The sequence below is a fragment of the Rhizobacter sp. P3_B12 genome (assembly GCF_056402895.1).
Genome location: NZ_JBFUGN010000039.1, coordinates 1 through 16,858 on the forward strand (window position 1 = coordinate 1; position 16,858 = coordinate 16,858).

The 16,858-nt window shown below is 69.9% G+C and carries 18 protein-coding genes; 12 read left to right on the plus strand and 6 right to left on the minus strand.

The features are described from left to right. A partial coding sequence (locus AC1D01_RS04245) for a putative bifunctional diguanylate cyclase/phosphodiesterase (RefSeq protein ID WP_477864834.1) occupies positions 1-2,079 on the plus strand: 2,079 nt, incomplete at its 5' end. A gap of 9 nt (positions 2,080-2,088) precedes the next feature. On the opposite strand, the gene AC1D01_RS04250 is transcribed toward AC1D01_RS04245, so the two are convergent. Beyond that, positions 2,089-4,221 (minus strand): TonB-dependent siderophore receptor, encoded by a 2,133-nt coding sequence (locus AC1D01_RS04250; protein ID WP_477864835.1) that lies wholly within the window; start codon positions 4,219-4,221, stop codon positions 2,089-2,091. A 265-nt stretch (positions 4,222-4,486) separates the two neighbouring features. Continuing rightward, on the minus strand, positions 4,487-4,930 hold the full coding sequence (locus AC1D01_RS04255) for a universal stress protein (RefSeq protein ID WP_477864836.1): 444 nt from the start codon (positions 4,928-4,930) through the stop codon (positions 4,487-4,489). A 56-nt stretch (positions 4,931-4,986) separates the two neighbouring features. Here AC1D01_RS04255 and AC1D01_RS04260 point away from each other — a divergent pair, with 56 nt between their 5' ends. After that, on the plus strand, positions 4,987-5,151 hold the full coding sequence (locus AC1D01_RS04260; RefSeq protein WP_477864849.1) for a hypothetical protein: 165 nt from the start codon (positions 4,987-4,989) through the stop codon (positions 5,149-5,151). Here AC1D01_RS04260 and AC1D01_RS04265 read toward each other — a convergent pair. Next, complete coding sequence (locus AC1D01_RS04265) at positions 5,105-6,661, minus strand: alpha-hydroxy acid oxidase (RefSeq protein ID WP_477864837.1); 1,557 nt, start codon at positions 6,659-6,661, stop codon at positions 5,105-5,107. The two genes, AC1D01_RS04260 and AC1D01_RS04265, sit on opposite strands and share 47 nt — an antisense overlap. On the opposite strand from AC1D01_RS04265, the gene AC1D01_RS04270 reads away from it, so the two are divergent. The 10 genes from AC1D01_RS04270 (at position 6,620) to AC1D01_RS04315 (ending at position 15,528) form a co-directional block, all read left to right on the plus strand. Beyond that, positions 6,620-7,819 carry an acyl-CoA dehydrogenase family protein gene (locus AC1D01_RS04270; protein ID WP_477864838.1) on the plus strand — a complete coding sequence of 400 codons (1,200 nt, stop codon included), beginning with the start codon at positions 6,620-6,622 and terminating at the stop codon, positions 7,817-7,819. The two genes, AC1D01_RS04265 and AC1D01_RS04270, sit on opposite strands and share 42 nt — an antisense overlap. Before the next feature lie 7 nt (positions 7,820-7,826). Next, positions 7,827-8,642, plus strand: a complete 816-nt coding sequence (locus AC1D01_RS04275; RefSeq protein ID WP_477864839.1) for a methionine ABC transporter ATP-binding protein — start codon at positions 7,827-7,829, stop codon at positions 8,640-8,642. Next, positions 8,635-9,297: a methionine ABC transporter permease gene (locus AC1D01_RS04280; protein ID WP_477864840.1), complete on the plus strand. Its 663-nt coding sequence runs from the start codon at positions 8,635-8,637 to the stop codon at positions 9,295-9,297. Before AC1D01_RS04275 ends, AC1D01_RS04280 begins: the two co-directional genes overlap by 8 nt. Before the next feature lie 26 nt (positions 9,298-9,323). Further along, positions 9,324-10,145 (plus strand): MetQ/NlpA family ABC transporter substrate-binding protein, encoded by an 822-nt coding sequence (locus AC1D01_RS04285; protein WP_477864841.1) that lies wholly within the window; start codon positions 9,324-9,326, stop codon positions 10,143-10,145. Beyond that, complete coding sequence (locus AC1D01_RS04290) at positions 10,142-11,515, plus strand: LLM class flavin-dependent oxidoreductase (protein ID WP_477864842.1); 1,374 nt, start codon at positions 10,142-10,144, stop codon at positions 11,513-11,515. The genes AC1D01_RS04285 and AC1D01_RS04290 overlap by 4 nt, the downstream gene beginning before the upstream one ends. 36 nt (positions 11,516-11,551) lie before the next feature. Further along, positions 11,552-12,526 carry an aliphatic sulfonate ABC transporter substrate-binding protein gene (locus tag AC1D01_RS04295; protein WP_477864843.1) on the plus strand — a complete coding sequence of 325 codons (975 nt, stop codon included), beginning with the start codon at positions 11,552-11,554 and terminating at the stop codon, positions 12,524-12,526. Then, entirely contained in the window at positions 12,516-13,343 is an 828-nt protein-coding gene (locus AC1D01_RS04300; protein WP_477864844.1) for an ABC transporter permease, read from the plus strand. The genes AC1D01_RS04295 and AC1D01_RS04300 overlap by 11 nt, the downstream gene beginning before the upstream one ends. Before the next feature lie 26 nt (positions 13,344-13,369). After that, positions 13,370-14,158, plus strand: coding sequence for a MetQ/NlpA family ABC transporter substrate-binding protein (locus AC1D01_RS04305; RefSeq protein ID WP_477864845.1), 789 nt, complete (start codon positions 13,370-13,372; stop codon positions 14,156-14,158). A gap of 72 nt (positions 14,159-14,230) precedes the next feature. After that, the gene (locus AC1D01_RS04310; RefSeq protein WP_477838353.1) at positions 14,231-14,761 is read left to right on the plus strand and encodes a GrpB family protein; all 531 of its coding nucleotides are present in this window, start codon (positions 14,231-14,233) and stop codon (positions 14,759-14,761) included. Then, positions 14,758-15,528 carry a fumarylacetoacetate hydrolase family protein gene (locus AC1D01_RS04315; protein ID WP_477864846.1) on the plus strand — a complete coding sequence of 257 codons (771 nt, stop codon included), beginning with the start codon at positions 14,758-14,760 and terminating at the stop codon, positions 15,526-15,528. Before AC1D01_RS04310 ends, AC1D01_RS04315 begins: the two co-directional genes overlap by 4 nt. On the opposite strand, the gene AC1D01_RS04320 is transcribed toward AC1D01_RS04315, so the two are convergent. The 3 genes from AC1D01_RS04320 to AC1D01_RS04330 all read right to left on the minus strand — a co-directional run. After that, positions 15,513-15,953, minus strand: a complete 441-nt coding sequence (locus AC1D01_RS04320; protein ID WP_477864850.1) for a GNAT family N-acetyltransferase — start codon at positions 15,951-15,953, stop codon at positions 15,513-15,515. The two genes, AC1D01_RS04315 and AC1D01_RS04320, sit on opposite strands and share 16 nt — an antisense overlap. A gap of 13 nt (positions 15,954-15,966) precedes the next feature. Then, positions 15,967-16,428, minus strand: a complete 462-nt coding sequence (locus AC1D01_RS04325; protein ID WP_477864847.1) for a GNAT family N-acetyltransferase — start codon at positions 16,426-16,428, stop codon at positions 15,967-15,969. Positions 16,429-16,456: 28 nt separating this feature from the next. Beyond that, the coding region (locus AC1D01_RS04330) for a DUF1697 domain-containing protein (RefSeq protein WP_477864848.1) at positions 16,457-16,858 on the minus strand (402 nt) is incomplete at its 5' end.

Below are 16,858 nucleotides of genomic sequence, written 5' to 3' on the forward strand. Positions count from 1 at the left end.
GCGCTGTACCTGTCGCTGCTGCTGGTCGGCAGCGCCCGCCTGGCCGGCCGCGCGCCGAGCCGCGCCGAGGCCTTCGCGCTCGGCGCGGTGCTGCTGCTGGTGGCGGCGCTGCTGGTGCCGCTGAACGTGCAGGCGGCGCAGGCGGTGAGTGCGAGCCTGCACGTCGCCGCCGGCCTGGTGGCCACCGTCTGGCTGTGGCGGCATGGCGGTTCAGAGCGCCTGGCCGGGCTGCTGCTGATGCTGCTGGGCATCAACCAGTTCACCTTCGTGTTCTTCGGCCCGGCCGGCATCACGCTGCAGGCCACGGTGGCGGCGATGCTGCGGCTGACGCTCGGCCTCGCGCTGCTGCACGCCGCGGTGCGCCGCTCGAATGAAGAATCGCGCCGGCTGCGCGACCGCTTCCTGCAGCTCACCGAGCATTCGCACCAGGGCGTCGCGGTGGTGCGCGGCGAAGACCTGCTGTACGCCAACCCGGCGCTGCTGAAGATCTACGGCCTGAATGCGCTGACCGAGGTGCTGACGCTGTGGCGCGAGGCGACGATGCCGCCCGAGGAGCGCGAGCAGGCGCGCGACCGCCACCGCAAGATCATCGCCGGCGAACTGCGCCAAGCCAGCTGGCAGGGCATGCGCTACCGCTTCGACGGCACGCCGATCCAGCTGCGCTTCAGCGCCTGGCGCATCGACTGGGACGGCCGCCCGGCCGAGCAGGTGGTGGTGACCGACGAGACCGCGCAGCACGACGCGGCGCAGGCCATGCTGTACCAGGCGACGCACGACGAGCTGACTGGCCTGCCGAACCGCGTCGCGCTGCTGCAGCGGCTGCGCGACCTGTGCGGCGCGGAGCTGCCGACGCCGTTCGCGCTGGTGCTGATGGACGTCGACCGCTTCAAGCTCTTCAACGAGGCGCACGGCCCGTCGATCGGCGATGCGGTGCTGCGCTCGCTGGCGACCGCGTTGCACAAGGCCCTGGCGGGGCGCGCCGAGGTGATGCGCCTGGGCGAGGACGAGTTCGCGCTGCTCGCGCCGGGCAGCGAGAGCGACCGCACCGCGCAGAACGTCGCGCAGGCGGTGCGGCAGCTGCTGATGCAACCACTCGCGCTGCCGCAGCACGAGTTCTTCCTCGACGTGTCGATGGGCATGGCGACCTACCCGGCCACCGCGCGCGAGCCCGAGGCGCTGCTGCGCGCGGCCAATGCGGCGATGCACGAGGCCAAGCGCACGCCGGGCACCTCGGTGCAGTTCGCCGAAGAGCGCTTCGAGCGCGGCTCGGGCGCATCGCTCGATGCCGAGCAGGCGCTGCGGGCGGGCATGAAGAACGACGAGTTCTGCCTGGTCTACCAGCCGAAGGTGGATGCGCAGAACAAGACGCTGGTCGGCTTCGAGGCGCTGGTGCGCTGGGACCGGCCGGGGCTCGGGCGCATCAGCCCGATGGAGTTCATCCCGGCGGCCGAGCGCACCGGGCTGATCGGGCCGCTCGGCAACCTGATCCTGACGCAGGCCTGCCAGCAGATCTCGGAGTGGCGCGGCGCCTTCGGCAAGACGGTGCCGGTGGCGGTGAACGTGTCGCCGCTGCAGCTGCTCGACCCGGGCTTCCCGGAGCTGGTGCTGCGCACGCTGCGGCACTTCGACGTGCCGCCGGCGCTGCTGACGCTCGAGATCACCGAGAGCGCGGCAGTGACCTACATGGAGCAGGCGCGCGAGCAGATCCGGCAGATGCGGGCGCACGGCGTCGAAGTGGCGCTGGACGACTTCGGCACCGGCTTCTCGTCGCTGAACATGCTGCGCAGCCTGCCGCTGCGCACCGTGAAGATCGACCGCAGCCTGATCGACCCGATGCCGGCGCCGGACGCGACCGCGGTGGTCAAGGCGATCTGCGACCTGGCGTCGGCACTGCGCCTGGACGTGGTGGCCGAAGGCGTCGAGACGCGCGAGCACGCGCGCGCCGCGACGGCCGCCGGTTGCGACGTGCTGCAGGGCTACCTGTACGCGCGGCCGCTGTCGCCGGAAGAGGCTGCGCGCTGGCTCGCGGAGATGCGCAGCCCGGATGCCAATCCGGGGACCCCGCTTACGCCACCCTGAGACCCCGGGTCAGAGCTTGTACTCGAGCGACACCGCCACCGTGCGCGGCGAGCCGTAGATCGCGCCGTAGGCCAGCCCGGTGACGTACTTCTTGTCGAACACGTTGTTGAGGCTCAGCCGCACGGTGGCGGCGGGGGTCAGCTCATACGCGGCGAAGGCGTTGGCCACCAGGAAGGCCCCCTGCTTCGCGCTGCCGTTCTTGCTCACGTCCGATTGCCAGCGGCCGCCGGCGCCCACGCGCAGGGCCGGCAGCGCCGACACGCGGTTGTCGATGCGGAAGTTGACGGTGTTGCGCGGCACCCATTCGTAGATGTCGTTGCCGTCCGGGCCGGTCAGGATCAGGCGGGTGTAGCCGAAGGTCAGCCGGGTGTTGCGGGCGACGCGGCCGGTGGCTTCGAACTCGAAGCCCTTCGACTTCACGTCCTTGCCCTCGTACCAGGACTGGTTGTAGCGCGGGTCGTCGGTGGGCACGTCGGTGATGGCTCCGGCGTAGGTCGCCAGGCCGTTCTGCTTCGCGGTGAACACGGCGAAGGTCGTCAACAGCGCCTTGTCGAGCCACTCGGCCTTCACGCCGAGCTCGGTGTTGACGCCCTTCATCGGGTCCAGGTACTTGCCGTCGTGGTCGGTCTGGTCCTGGTTCTGGAAGATGTCCGAGTACGACACGTAGCCGAGCACGTCGGGCGTGAAGTCGTAGGTGAGGCCGACGTAGGGGCTGGTCTCCTTCGTGACGGGGTAGTCGGTGTTGGTCGCAGTGCTGCCGTAGATCGAGGCCCCCTCGCGCGCGAGGCGCACCGCGTTCACGCCGATGACGCCCTTCAGCGAATCGGTCAGCGCGATGTGCGAGGCCGCGTACAGGCGGGTCAGCGTCTGCTCGCCGCGCGTGCTGGGCAGGCGCGGGCCCCAGTCCGGTTCGGCATACACGTCGCCGCCATACGGGAAGGCCGGCAGCGGGTCGGCCGCGTGGGTCAGCGCCTGGTAGCTGTCGACGGCGGTCTTCTCCCGCGACTGGCTCAGGCCGACCAGCAGGCTGTGCTGGCGCCCGAACGCGGAGAACTCGCCGTTGAGGTTGACGTCCAGCACCTGGTTGTCCGAGCTGCCTTCGCTGCGGTAGGGCCAGCCCACCAGGCCGGTGTTGTCCGGGTTCAGCACGCCGCTCAGCGAGTACGCATACAGCAGGCGCGTCGATTCGTTGCCGTGGCGGTAGTTGTAGGTCGCCTTGGCTTCCCAGTCCGGGGTCAGGTGGTGGGCGTACTCGACGAAGGCGTTGTACGACTTGTTGTTCCAGTAGGTCCACTTCTGCGAGGTGGACGAGCCGACGTCGACATCGGCCTGGGTGCCGTCGGAGCGCAACAGCGTCAGCGAGCCCCACATCGGTGAGTCCTGCTTCGCGTCGACCGCGGTGACGCCCAGCGTCAGGATGCCGTCGGTGCCGATCTGGCCGTCGACCACGCCGTAAAGGGAGGTGCGCTCGTTGTGGAGGTCGCGGATCCAGGAGTTCTTGTCCTCGTGGGCCACCACGAAGCGGCCGGCCCAGGAGCCGTCTTCGGCCAGCACCTTGTTGTAGTCGAGCGCCACGCGCTTGAGGCCGTAGGAGCCGAGCGTCACGTTGGCCTCGCCGCCGTCCTCGTTCTTCGGGCGCTTGCGCACGTAGTTGATCGTGCCCGACGCGTTGCCCACGCCGGTGAGCAGCCCGTTGGCGCCGCGGATCAACTCGATGCGCTCGAACAGGAAGGTGTCCTCGCGGCCGACCACGGTGCCCCAGGAGTTGGTCATGCCCAGGCCGTCGACCTGCGTCAGCTGGATCTCGAAGCCGCGCGCATTGAAGGTCGCCCGGTTGGTCTCGTACTGCTCGACGTTGATGCCGGTGGCCAGGCCCAGCGCTTCATTGCTGCCGGTCAGGCCGAAATCGGCCATCTCGCCCTGATCGATGGTGCTGATGGTCTGCGGCGTTTCCTTCACGTCCATCGGCAGGCCGGTGGCGCCCTTGGAGACGCGGTGCACGCGCTTGCCGGTCACCGAGACCTTGTCGAGCGCGGCTTCGGGCGGCTTGGTTTCTTCGGGCCTGGCGTCTTGCGCACGGGCATCGCCCAGCGCCACGCAGGCGGCGATGGCGCAGGCCGTCATCAGGAAGGGGTGGTTCACGGGTACTTCTCCAAATGCGATGTCGAGGTCGAGATGCGCTGGACGCCGCGTCTTGTCGGGCAGGGCTGCGCCACGCGGGCCGATGCCGGACGCGTGCTGTCGTGGTGGCGGTGGGTTGGGTTTGCCCGCACCCATCCCGCAATGGGGATGGCGGTTTGCCGGCGCTCCTGGCGGGCAAGTCTACAGGCTAATGAGAATTGTTCTCAACAAAGCGCCTTGAAACGCAGTCGATTGTCTTGTCGGCGCGACGCCGGCTCAATGCCGATCAATCTGCTGGCGGCCGCACCAGCAGCACCGGCACCGGCGAGCTGCGCAGGATCTGCTCGGCGTCGCTGCCCAGCACCCAGCGGCCGATGCCGCGGCGGCCGTGCGTGCCGACCACGACCAGGTCGGCCGGCCAGCGGCCGATCTCGTCGACCACCACGTCGGCCAGCCGGCGCTGCATCGTCTCGAACAGCGCGACCTCGGCCGCGACGCCGGCCGCCGCTGCGCGCGCCTGGCCCTGGGCCAGCACCTCGTTGCCGGCGCTCTTCAGCACGCCGGCCACATCGCCCGCGTAGCCGCCGAAGCCGGTCGCGAAGCTCAACTCGTCGACCATGTGGATCAGGCGCAGCGTCGCGCCGGTCAGCTTCGCGAGGCGGATCGCTTCGTCGAGGCCGCGGTTGGAGGTGTCGCTGCCGTCGATGGGGACGAGGATGTGTTGGTACATGCGCCACATCTTGCACCAGCGCCGATACCTGAGCCGCGCACGCAAGTTCATGCGGCCTGCTGACCCTCACGATCCCGCGCCAGCTCGGCGGCCTCGGCGCCGACTGGYCCACCTCCTACGGCGTGCTGCGCCAGCTCGCGCAGGTCGACAGCGCCCTCGCCCGCTCACGTGTGATCATCGCGAGGCGAACGACGGGCCGGCAGCGACCGTCGCGGCGGTGATCTCTTTCAGCCGGGTCGCCCCGGTTTGACGCATGATGGTCTCGAACTCGCGCTGCAGGATGCCGAGCACGGCCGCGACGCCCGGTTCGCCGAAGGCCGCGAGCCCCCAGCAGTAGGGGCGCCCGATGCCGACCGCCGTCGCGCCCAGTGCCAATGCCTTGTAGGCGTCGGTGCCGCGGCGGACTCCGCCGTCGACCAGCACCGGGATCTTGCCGGCGACCGCCTTGACGACTTCGGGCAGCGCGCCGATCGTCGACTGGAAGCTCTCTTCCGCGCGGCCGCCATGGTTGGACACGATGATGCCGTCGACGCCGGCCCGCACCGCGCGAGCAGCGTCCTCACCGGTCATGATGCCCTTCAGGACGACCTTCGCCTTGGTCGCGGCACGCAGCTTGGCGACGAAGTCCCAGGTCATGCCTGTCCCGTACAGGTTGGTCACGTGCGACACGTCGATGTCGTTGAACGCGGGCTTGCGCGAGACCTCGTTCTTGAAGCCGCCGGCATGGCAGGCGACGCACTGCCGGTCGTCCTGCCTGCGCGCACGGAACAGCGTCTCGGTGTTGCGCCCGCCCTGCCGGTCCACCGTCAGCACGATGGCGGTCGCCCCGGCCTCTTCGGCACGCTTGACGAGCGCCCGGGTCACGTCCCAGTCGTCGGTGGGGTAGAGCTGGAACCAGATCGGGGCGCCGTGCGCCTTGGCCACGTCGGCGGCCGACGAATTGCTGGAGGTCGACAGAACCATCAGCTGCTTCCTCGCGCCCGCCGCGCGTGCGACCGGGATCTCGGCTTCGGGGTGGAATGCACCCTGGCTGCTCACCGGCGACAGAAAGATCGGGCTGGCGTACTCGGCGCCGAACAGGCGGATCCGCGTGTCGATCTTGCGCGCGTCGACCAGCCGCCGCACCTTGATGCGGAGCTTGTCGTAGTCGTCATGATTCGCGCGCAGCGTGGCGTCGTCATCGACGCCGGTGGCCATGTAGCCCCAGTGCGCAGGAGCGCCCTGGGCCTGCAGCGCCTTTCGAGCCGCCGGCTCGAAGTCCATCACGTTGAGCGCGTCTTCGGGTGCTTCGATGATGTCGCCGACCTTGCGTGTCTGGCCGCGCAGCACGTCATAGCTCTGCGCCGACGCCGCATCGGTCAGCGTCGCCGCCAGGGCGGCGATCACGCCCGGGGCTGCGGAGCCGGCCAGCAAGGGACTGCCCGCCAGGAACTGCAGCAAGCGGCGGCGAGCCCGCGCGCGATCGGCGAGAGCAAGGTTGGTGCGTGAGACGTTCAAGGGTGCTTCCTCATTCATGCATGCGGCATCGGATGGTCGGGGACCACGTGAACATGAGTATCCGAAATTTCTGAAGCCTCTGTTCGAAGAGCTTGAACCGAGCTCTTCCGCCCGCTTCATCGCAAACTGCAGATCGAGCCGCGTTTTCCTTCGTTCGCCGCGCGATGTCCRCCCTCGACACTGCGGCCCACGATGTCCCAGGTTTTCCCGTTGTCCCGCCATGCCGACGTGCATGAGCGAATCGCTGCCGCCACCGCCACGCTCGTCCAGCAGCTCGCCGCCACCGCGGTCGAACGCGACCAGGCCGGCGGCCATGCCGCCACCGAGCGCGAACACATCCGCGCGAGCGGCCTGCTGACCCTCACGATCCCGCGCGAGCTCGGCGGCCTCGGCGCCGACTGGCCCACCTTCTACGCCGTGCTGCGCCAGCTCGCGCAGGTCGACAGCGCCCTCGCCCACCTGTTCGGCTTCCACCACCTGCAGCTCGCCGGCGTGCTGCTGTACGGCAGCGCCGACCAGCAGCGCACGCTGTTGCGCCGGACCGTCGACGAACACCTCTTCTGGGGCAATGCGCTGAACCCACTCGACAAGCGCACGCTCGCCCGCGAGGTCGACGGCGGCTTCGTGATCGACGGCCTCAAGAGCTTCGCGTCGGGCTCGGTCGGTTCCGACCAGCTGACGATCTCTGCCTGGCACGAGCCGACGCAGACGGCGCTGATCGCCGCCGTGCCGACGCGGCGCGAAGGCGTCAGCGTGCAGGCCGACTGGGATGCCTTCGGCCAGCGCCAGACCGACAGCGGCAACGTCGCGTTCCACCAGGTGCGGATCTCGCACGACGAGGTGCTGCAGGCGCCCGGCGTCGTGCCCACCGCGCGCGCCACGCTGCGCTCGCAGGTGGCGCAGCTGATCATGGCGAACCTGTACCTCGGCATCGGCCTCGGCGCGTTCGACGAGGCCCGCCGCTACACCCGCGAATCGAGCAAGCCCTGGTTCGCTGCCGGTGTCGCGCAGGCCATCGACGACCCGTTCATCCAGCACCGCTACGGCGAGCTGTGGCTGCTGCTGCGCCCCGCGATCGCGCTGGCCGATGAAGCAAGCAAGCGGCTCGACCAGGCGCTGCGCCAGGGCCCGGCGCTGACCCCCGCCGAGCGCGGCGAGGTCGCGATCGCGGTCGCCGAGGCGAAGGCCCTGTCGCACCGCGCCGGCCTCGAGGTCAGCTCGCAGCTGTTCGAGCTGACCGGCGCGCGCTCCACCTCGCAGCGCTTCGGGCTCGACCGCTTCTGGCGCAACGCCCGCGTGCACACGCTGCACGACCCGATCGACTACAAGCTGCGCGACATCGGCCGCTACGTGCTGAACGGGCAGATCCCCGAGCCGACCGCCTACTCGTGATTCCCTCATGAGCAACATCCAGAACCTCGACCCCGGCCTGCCGCCGCCGCTGATCCGCCTAGACGGCTTGAGCAAGAGCTTCGCGCTGCCCAACGGCACCCGCTTCGATGCGGTGAAGAACGTCTCGCTGCAGGTCCGCCAGGGCGACATCTTCGGGCTGGTCGGCAAGAGCGGTGCAGGCAAGTCGACGCTGCTGCGGCTGATCAACCTGCTGGAGCGGCCCGACCACGGCAGCGTCACGGTCGACGGCCGCGAGCTGACGGCGCTCGGCAAGCGCGAGTTGCGCGAGGCGCGCCAGGGCATCGGCATGATCTTCCAGCAGTTCAACCTGCTGCAGAACGCGAGCGTGTTCGACAACGTCGCGTTCCCGCTGCGCATCCACGGCCGCTGGCGCGCCGCCGAGATCGAGCAGCGCGTGCACGATTGCCTGGCGCTGGTGGGCCTGGACGAGAAGGTCGACGTGCACCCGGCGCAGCTGTCGGGCGGCCAGAAGCAGCGCGTCGCGATCGCCCGCGCGCTGGCCTCGCGACCCTCGGTGCTGCTGTGCGACGAGCCGACTTCGGCCCTCGACGCCGAGACCACGCAATCGCTGCTGGCCACGCTGCGCGACATCAACGCCCGCCTCGGCGTGACCATCGTGATCGTCACGCACGAGCTGGCGGTGGTGCACACGCTGTGCCGCCACGTCGCGGTGATCGAGGACGGCGCGGTGGCCGAGCAGTTCGCGCTCGCCGAGACCGGCGCCGCGCGCAAGACCGCGCTCGGCCGTGCGCTCGCACGCCTGGTCGCCGCGCCGCCGCAAGAGGAGGCCGCGTATGCCTGAGAACATCGTCGCCATCCTTCCCGAGCTGGGCACCGCGCTCGGCCAGACGCTGCTGATGCTCGCCATCGGCCTGTCGGCCGCGGTGCTGCTCGGCGGGCCGCTCGGCATCTGGCTGTTCCTGCTCGGCCCCGGCCAGTCGCTCGCGAATCGCCCGCTGTTCGCCGTCGTCAGCTGGGCGGTGAACACCGTGCGCTCGTTCCCGTTCATCATCCTGCTGGTCGCGCTGGTGCCCTTCACCCGCGTGATCGCCGGCAGCTCGATCGGGCCGGTGGCCGCCGCGGTGCCGCTGTCGTTCGCGGCGATCCCGTACTTCGCGCGCCTGGTCGAGCAGAACCTGCGCGACGTGCCGCGCGGCGTGATCGAGGCGGCGCACGCGATGGGCGCCTCCGAGCTGCAGGTCATCTGGCGCGTGCTGATCGTCGAGGCGCGCTCGGGCCTGGTGCTCGCGCTGACCGTGCTCGCGATCAGCTTCCTGTCGTACTCGGCGGTGGCCGGCGTGGTCGGCGGCGGCGGCATCGGCGACCTCGCGATCCGCTACGGCTACTACCGCTTCCAGACCGACGTGATGGTGCTCACCGTCGCGATCCTGATCGTGCTGGTGCAGGCGATCCAGCTGGTGGGCAACACCCTCGCGCGGCGGCTGGACAAGCGCTGAGTTTCATTTCCCAAGGAGTACCCCTCATGTCCCTCGCCTTCCTCGCGCGACGCACGCTGCTCGCCGTCGCCCTCTCCGCCGTCGCGCTGGCCGCGGCCGCCCAGCAGAAGAAGGAGCTCGTGTTCGGCGCCACCGCCGGCCCGTACGCCGACCAGATCAAGCTCGGCATCAAGCCGCTGCTCGAGAAGAAGGGCTACACCGTGAAGGTCGTCGAGTTCAACGACTACATCCAGCCGAACCACGCGCTGGCCCAGGGCGCGCTCGACGCGAACGCGTTCCAGCACATCGTCTACCTGACGAAGTTCGCGACCGAGAACAAGCTCGCGATCAGCGAGCTGCTGAAGGTGCCGACCGCGCCCATTGCCATCTACAGCCGCAAGCACAAGACGCTGGACGTGAAGGAAGGCGCCGTCGTCGCGCTGCCGAACGACCCGACCAACGCGGCGCGCGCGCTGGTGGTGCTGCAGGAGATCGGCTGGGTCAGGCTGCGCGAGGGCACCGACCCGATCCGCGCCTCGGAGAAGGACGTGGCCGTCAACCTCAAGAAGATCAAGCTGGTGCCGATCGAGGCCGCGCAGCTGCCGCGCTCGCTGGACGACACCGACTACTCGTTCGTCAACGGCAACTTCGCGCTCGCGTCGGGCCTGAAGCTGACCGAGGCGCTCGCGCTCGAGAAGACCGGCCCGACCTACCAGAACGTCGTCGCGGTGCGCACCGCGGACAAGGACACCCCGTGGGTGCGCGACATCGCCGAGGCCTACCGCTCGAAGGAATTCCTGGCCATCACCGAGACGAAGTTCGCGGGTTTCGTGAAGACGGACTACCAGCAGGCGCTCGCAAGCAAGTGATCCGTTTCAACGCCTTCCAGATGAACACGGTCGGGCACCAGTCGCCCGGGCTGTGGACGCATCCGCGCGACCGCTCGCACCGCTACACCGACCCGGACCATTGGGTCGAGCTCGCGCAGCTGCTCGAGCGCGGCCGCTTCGACGGCGTGTTCCTGGCCGACGTGCTGGGCGTCTACGACGTGTACCAGGGCGCCGCCGATGCGGCGCTGCGCCACGGCGTGCAGGTGCCGCTGAACGACCCGCTCGCGCTGGTGCCGCTGATGGCGCAGGCGACGCAGCACCTCGGCTTCGGCGTGACCTGCGCCCTGACCTGCGAGCACCCCTACCCGTTCGCGCGCCGCATCAGCACGCTCGACCACCTGACGCGTGGGCGCATCGGCTGGAACATCGTCACCGGCTACCTCGACAGCGCCGCGCGCAACCTGGGCCTGCCGCAGCAGCCGGCGCACGACGACCGCTACGACGTGGCCGACGAGTACCTGGAGGTCGTCTACAAGCTGTGGGAACACAGCTGGCAGGACGATGCCGTCGTGCGCGACAAGGCGCGCGGCGTCTTCACCGACCCGGCGCGCGTGCACCCGATCCGCCACCGCGGCGAGCACTACCAGGTGCCGGGCATCCACCTGTGCGAGCCGTCGCCGCAGCGCACGCCGGTGCTGTACCAGGCCGGCAGCTCGCCGCGCGGCAAGGCCTTCGCGGCGCGCCATGCCGAGTGCGTGTTCGTCAGCGGGCCGAGCGTCACGGTGGTGCGCAAGTACGTCGACGGCATCCGCGCCGCGCTGGTGGCGCAGGGCCGCCCGGCCAACGACGTGCTGATCTATGCGCAGGCGCTGATCGTCACCGGCGAGAACGAGGCCGCCGCGAAGGCGAAGCACGCCGGGTACCGCGAGCACATCGACCTCGAGGCCTCGCTCGCGCTGCTGTCGGGCTGGACCGGCGTCGACTTCAACCGCTTCGCGCCCGGCGCGACGGTCGAGTACATCGACACCGAGGCCGGCCGCAGCGCGCTCGCGTCGTTCAACCAGGCCGACCCGACGCGCGTCTGGACGGTGCAGGAGGCGGCGCAGTTCATCGGCCTCGGCGGCCGCGGGCCGGTGATCGTCGGCGATGCGGTGCAGGTGGCCGACGAGCTGGAGCGCTGGGTCGAGGCGACCGGCGTCGACGGCTTCAACCTCGCGTACGCGGTGGCGCATGAATCGATGCGCGATGTCGTCGAGCACGTGGTGCCGGAGCTGCAGAAGCGCGGCCGCTACCGCCGCGAGTACGCCGGCGGCACGCTGCGCGAGCAGCTGTTCGGCCGCGGCCCGCGGCTCGGTGCCGACCACATCGCGAAGCGGCTGCGGCTGGATGCCGTGCATGCCGCCGCCTGACCCCCCTCTTCCGAACGTCTTCCCTGAAAGTTGCCGATGAAACGCCGTACCGTCCTGCAAGCCGCCGCTGCTGCCCTGGCCGTTCCCGCGCTGGCGCGTGCCGCCGACGCGAAGGAACTGCGCCTCGACTACGCCTACTACTCGCCGTCCAGCCTGGTGCTGCGCCGCTTCGGCTGGCTCGAAGAGGAGTTCAAGCGCGATGGCGTCAACGTCAAGTGGGTGCTGAGCGCCGGCAGCAACCGCGCGCTCGAGTACCTGAACAGCAACAGCATCGACATCGGCTCGAGCGCCGGCCTCGCCGCGCTGCTCGCGAAGGCGAACGGCAACCCGATCCGCACGCCCTACATCTTCTCGCGCCCGGAATGGACCGCGCTGGTCGTGCCGAAGGGCTCGCCGATCAAATCGCTGGCCGACCTGAAAGGCCGGAAGGTCGCGGCGACCAAGGGCACCGACCCGTACCTGTTCCTGCTGCGCGCGCTGCACAGCGTGGGGCTGAAGCGCAGCGACATCGAGCACGTCGCGCTGCAGCATGCCGATGGCCGCAGCGCGCTCGAGCAGGGCCGCGTCGACGCCTGGGCCGGGCTGGATCCGCTGATGGCGGCCAGTGAACTGGATGCAGGATCGACGCTGCTGTACCGCAACGTCGCGTTCAACACCTACGGCTTCCTGAACGTGCGCGAGGACGTGCTCGCGCAACGCCCGAACGACGTGAAGCGCGTGATCGCGGCCTACGAACGCGCTCGCTTGTGGATCCTCGCGAACCAGAGCGAGGCCGCGAAGATCCTGTCCGAAGAGGCCAAGGTCAGCCTGCAGGTCGCGCTGCTGCAGATCAAGCTGCGCACCGACCTGAGCAACCCGCAGCCGTCGGCCGAGCATGTGAAGGCGCTGCAGGCCGCGGCGCCGATCCTGCTCGACGAGCAGCTGGTCAAGCCGGGCATCGACCTCACGCGCACGATCACTGAGCTGGTCGACACCCGCTTCGCGACCGGCGTGATCCAGCGTGCCGCCTGAACTGACGCTGACGGCTGCGCCCGCCCCGTCGGCGGTGCGACGCCCGCTCAGCAAGCGCCGCTGGCGCCTGCCGGTCGGCCTCGTGCTGCCGGCCGTGGTGCTGGGCGCGATCGAGCTGGCGGCCTGGCTCGGCTGGTCCGGCAGCCGCGCGCTGCCGCCGCCCAGCGAGGTGCTGCGCACGCTGATCGGCCTGGGCGGCCCCGCGCTCGGGCTGCACGTGCTCGCCAGCACCGGCCGCGTCGCCGCAGGCTTTGCGCTCGGCAGCTGGCTCGCGCTCGTGGCCGGCTCGGCGGTCGGGCTGTCGCAGCGCGTCTCGGCCTGGCTCGATCCTTCCGTGCAGGGCCTGCGCGCGATCCCGTCGCTCGCGTGGGTGCCGCTGCTGCTGCTGTGGCTGGGCATAGCCGAGACGCCGAAGATCGTGCTGATCGCGATCGGCGCGTTCTTCCCGGTCTACCTGGGCGTGGCCTCGGGCTTCCGCGGCGTCGACCGCAAGCTGGTCGAGGTCGGTCGGCTGTTCGGCTTCTCGCGCTGGGCGCTGGTGCGGCGCGTGCTGCTGCCGGCCGCGTTGCCGTCGGTGCTGACCGGGCTGCGCAACGGCCTCGGCCTCGCGTGGATGTTCATGGTGGCCGCCGAGCTGATCGCCGCGAGCAGTGGCCTCGGCTACCTGCTGACCGACGGCCGCGAGACCGGCCGCGCCGACATCGTGCTCGCCGCGATCGCACTGCTGGCGCTGCTCGGCAAGCTGAGCGATGGCGCGATGCGCGCGCTGGAGCGCCGGCTGCTGGTGTGGCGCGATGCGTTCGAGCCGGGCGCCTAAATTCTTTTCCTCCTGACTGAATGACCATGAGCTTCCATCGCCGTACCCTGTTGTTGTCCTTCCTCCTCGTGGCCGGGGCCGGCCCCGCCGCCGCGCAGGAGACGATCAAGATCGCCGTCACCGCCGGCCCGCATGCGCAGATCGCCGAGGTGGCGAAGAAGGTCGCCGAGCGCGACGGCCTGAAGCTGCAGATCGTCGAGTTCAACGACTACATCCAGCCCAATGCCGCGCTCGATGCCGGCGACGTGCAGGCCAACAGCTACCAGCACCTGCCGTTCCTGCAGTCGCAGATCCAGGCGCGCGGCTACAGGATCAGTGCGGTCGGCTACACGGTGACCTTCCCGATGGGCTTCTACTCGAAGCGCTACAAGTCGCTGGCCGACCTGCCGGCCGGCGCGAAGGTCGGCATCCAGAACGATCCGTCGAACAGCGGGCGCGCGCTCGCGCTGCTGCAGAAGTACGGCGTGATCAAGCTGAAGCCGAGCGCCGGCATCAGCGCGACGGTGCAGGACGTGGTCGAGAACCCGAAGAAGATCCAGATCGTGCAGGTCGAGGCGGCGCAGCTGCCGCGCTCGCTCGACGACCTGGACGCGAGCGCCATCAACACCAACTACGCGGTGCAGGCGAAGCTGGTGCCCACGCGCGACGCGATCGCGATCGAGGACCCGAAGAACCCGTACGCCAACCTGCTGGCGGTGCGCACCGAGGACAAGGACAAGCCCTGGGTCGCGAAGCTGGTGAAGGCCTTCCAGTCGCCGGAGGTGAAGCAGCTGGTCGAGTCGACTTTCAGCGGGTCGATGGTGCCGGCCTTCTGAGGGTGGGGTCGGGGGGGCTGACTTCGGGCCCGCACAGTGATACTGTGCGGGCGCGTCCGTTGGAGGCCCGCCATGCCAGATACCACCGACACGATAGCCCTCGCTCCCTACGATGCCCGCTGGCCTGCGCTGTTCAAGGCGGAGCAGCAGGCGATCCGCGCCGCGCTCGGGCCGGACATCGAGGTCTGCATCGTGCACATCGGCAGCACCGCGGTGCCGGACCTGCCGGCCAAGCCGATCATCGACATCCTGCTGATCGCCCCGGTGGCGGCGCAGTGGTCGTCGTTCATCGCGCCGCTCGAGGGCCTGGACTACGTGTTCTGGCCCGACAACCCGCGGCGCGACCGCATGTTCTTCGTGAAGGGCATGCCGCCGTACGGCACCGGCCGCACCCACCACGTGCACGTGCGCATGCCGGCCGATGCGCAGGCCGAGTTGCGGTTCCGCGACCAGCTGCGCGCCCACCCCGAGCTGGCCGCCCAGTACCTGGACGTGAAGCGGGCGCTGGCCGCGCGCTACCGCGACGACCGCGAGGCCTACACCGAGGGCAAGTCGCGTTTCATCCGCGAGCTGCTCGCTGCTGCCTGCGTCGACGGCGCATGAAATGGCTGCGCGGGGTGCACGCCGGGCGTGAAGTCTTCGGGCAGCTGGACGGCGATGAGATCGTCGTCCATGCCGGCGACCTGTTCGCCTCCCCTTCTCCCACCGGCGAGCGCATCCCCGTGGCCGGTCTCGAGTGGCTGACGCCGTGCCGGCCGTCGAAGATGATCGCGCTGTGGAACAACTTCGCCGCGGCGGCCGAGAAGAACGGCTGGTCGCGGCCGGCCGAGCCGCTGTACTTTTTGAAGGCAGCGAGCAGCTTCGCGGCGCACGGCCAAACGATTGCGGTGCCGAGCCCGGACATCGGCCGCGTGGCCTACGAGGGCGAACTGGCGATCGTGATCGGACGCCGCGCGAAGGCGGTGCCGCTCGACCTGGCCGTGTCGCACATCTTCGGCTACAGCTGCGCCAACGACGTGACCGCGATGGAGCTGATCGCGCGCGACCCGAGCTTTGCGCAGTGGGCGCGCGCGAAGAGCTTCGACGGATTCGGCATCTTCGGCCCGGTGATCGAGACCGAGTTCGACCCGGCTGCGGGGACACTGCGCACGACGGTGGGCGGCCGCGAGCGCCAGAACTACGCGCTGAACGACATGTTCTTCACGCCGGCCGAGCTGGTGTCGCGCCTGTCGCACGACATGACGCTGGAGCCGGGCGACGTGATCCTGTGCGGCACCTCGCTCGGCGTGCTGCCGATGAAGCCCGGCACGGCCGTCGAGGTCACGATTGACGGCATCGGCACGCTGGCAAACGTTTACGGGGCCAGCTGAGCCGAAGGAAGCGCCTTCTTCATGAAGAAGCGCGCATGGCCCGGCGGATAGCCGTCGATCTGGCCGAAGCAGGCGTAGCCGAGCTTCTCGTAGAAGCCGCGCGCCTGGAACTCGAAGGTGTCGAGCCAGGCGCCGACGCAACCGCGCTCGAGGGCCTCGGCTTCGGCACGCTGCATGATCTGCGTGCCCAGGCCCTGGCCGCGCGCATCGGCCGGTACCACCAGCAGCTGGATGAACAACCACTGGAAGCCGGTGTAGCCCCAGGCGCCGCCGGCGACGTTGCCCTGGTCGTCGTGCACCAGCACCGCGAGCGGCCGGTTGCCGCTGGGACCGGCCTGCGACAGGTTGTACTCGACGAGCGGCGCGAGGATGGCCTGGCGCAGCGCTTCGTCGGTGGACTCGGTGAGGGTCAGCGTGTAGGGCATCGGCATCGGGTGTTCAGAGCATCTTGCGGTAGATCAGGAACCCGGTGTTCGTCGCGACCCCGTCGTACAGCTTCCTCGCGGTCTCGTTGGTCTCCTGCGTCATCCAGTAGACACGGTTGGCGCCGCCCGCCGCCGCGCGCTCGTAGACGCCCTCGATCAGCGCGCGGCCGACGCCGCGCCCGCGTGCAGCCGCCGCCGTGAACAGGTCCTGCAGGTAGCAACTCGGCCCGAGCAGCGTGGTGCTGCGGTGGAACAGGTAGTGCGTCAGGCCGAGCAGCTCGCTGCCGCGCGCAGCCACCAGCGCATGCACCGGTTCGTAGGCATCGAAGAAGCGCGACCAGGTGGTCTGCGTGATCTCGTCGGGCAACGCGGTCGGGCCCTCGCGGCCGTAGAAGGCGTTGTAGCCGTCCCAGAGCGGCTTCCAGGCGGCGAAGTCGTCGCGTGCGACGGGGCGGATCGTGAAGTCGGGTTTCATGGCGGCAGGGTCCGGGTCAGTCGGTGGGTCAGTCGGTGGACATGGCGCGGTGCTTGCGCACCAGCCGCACGAGGGTGTTCCAGGCGCGCGTCGTCAGCGGCGAGCCCAGGCGCTTTTCGAGGAAGGCGTTCGGGCTGCCGGGCGAGGCGCCGAACTTGCGGCTCAGGCTCAGCACCTCGCCGGGCGTGACTGCGATCAGCTCGACATCGCCGCGCGTGGAAGCGAGYGGCAGCGTGGGTGGCACCACGTCGGGCGAATGCAGGAAGGAGACGCAGAACTCGTAGACGCTCGCGCGGTCGATGCCGGCGAACGGGTCGCTCTCGACCAGCGCGGCGAGGTAGTCGACGGTGCGCACGAAGGCCGGCTCCTTCAGGCCGCACCGCGCCTTGAGCAACGCATACGCCCGATCGAACACCTGCCTGGCTTCATC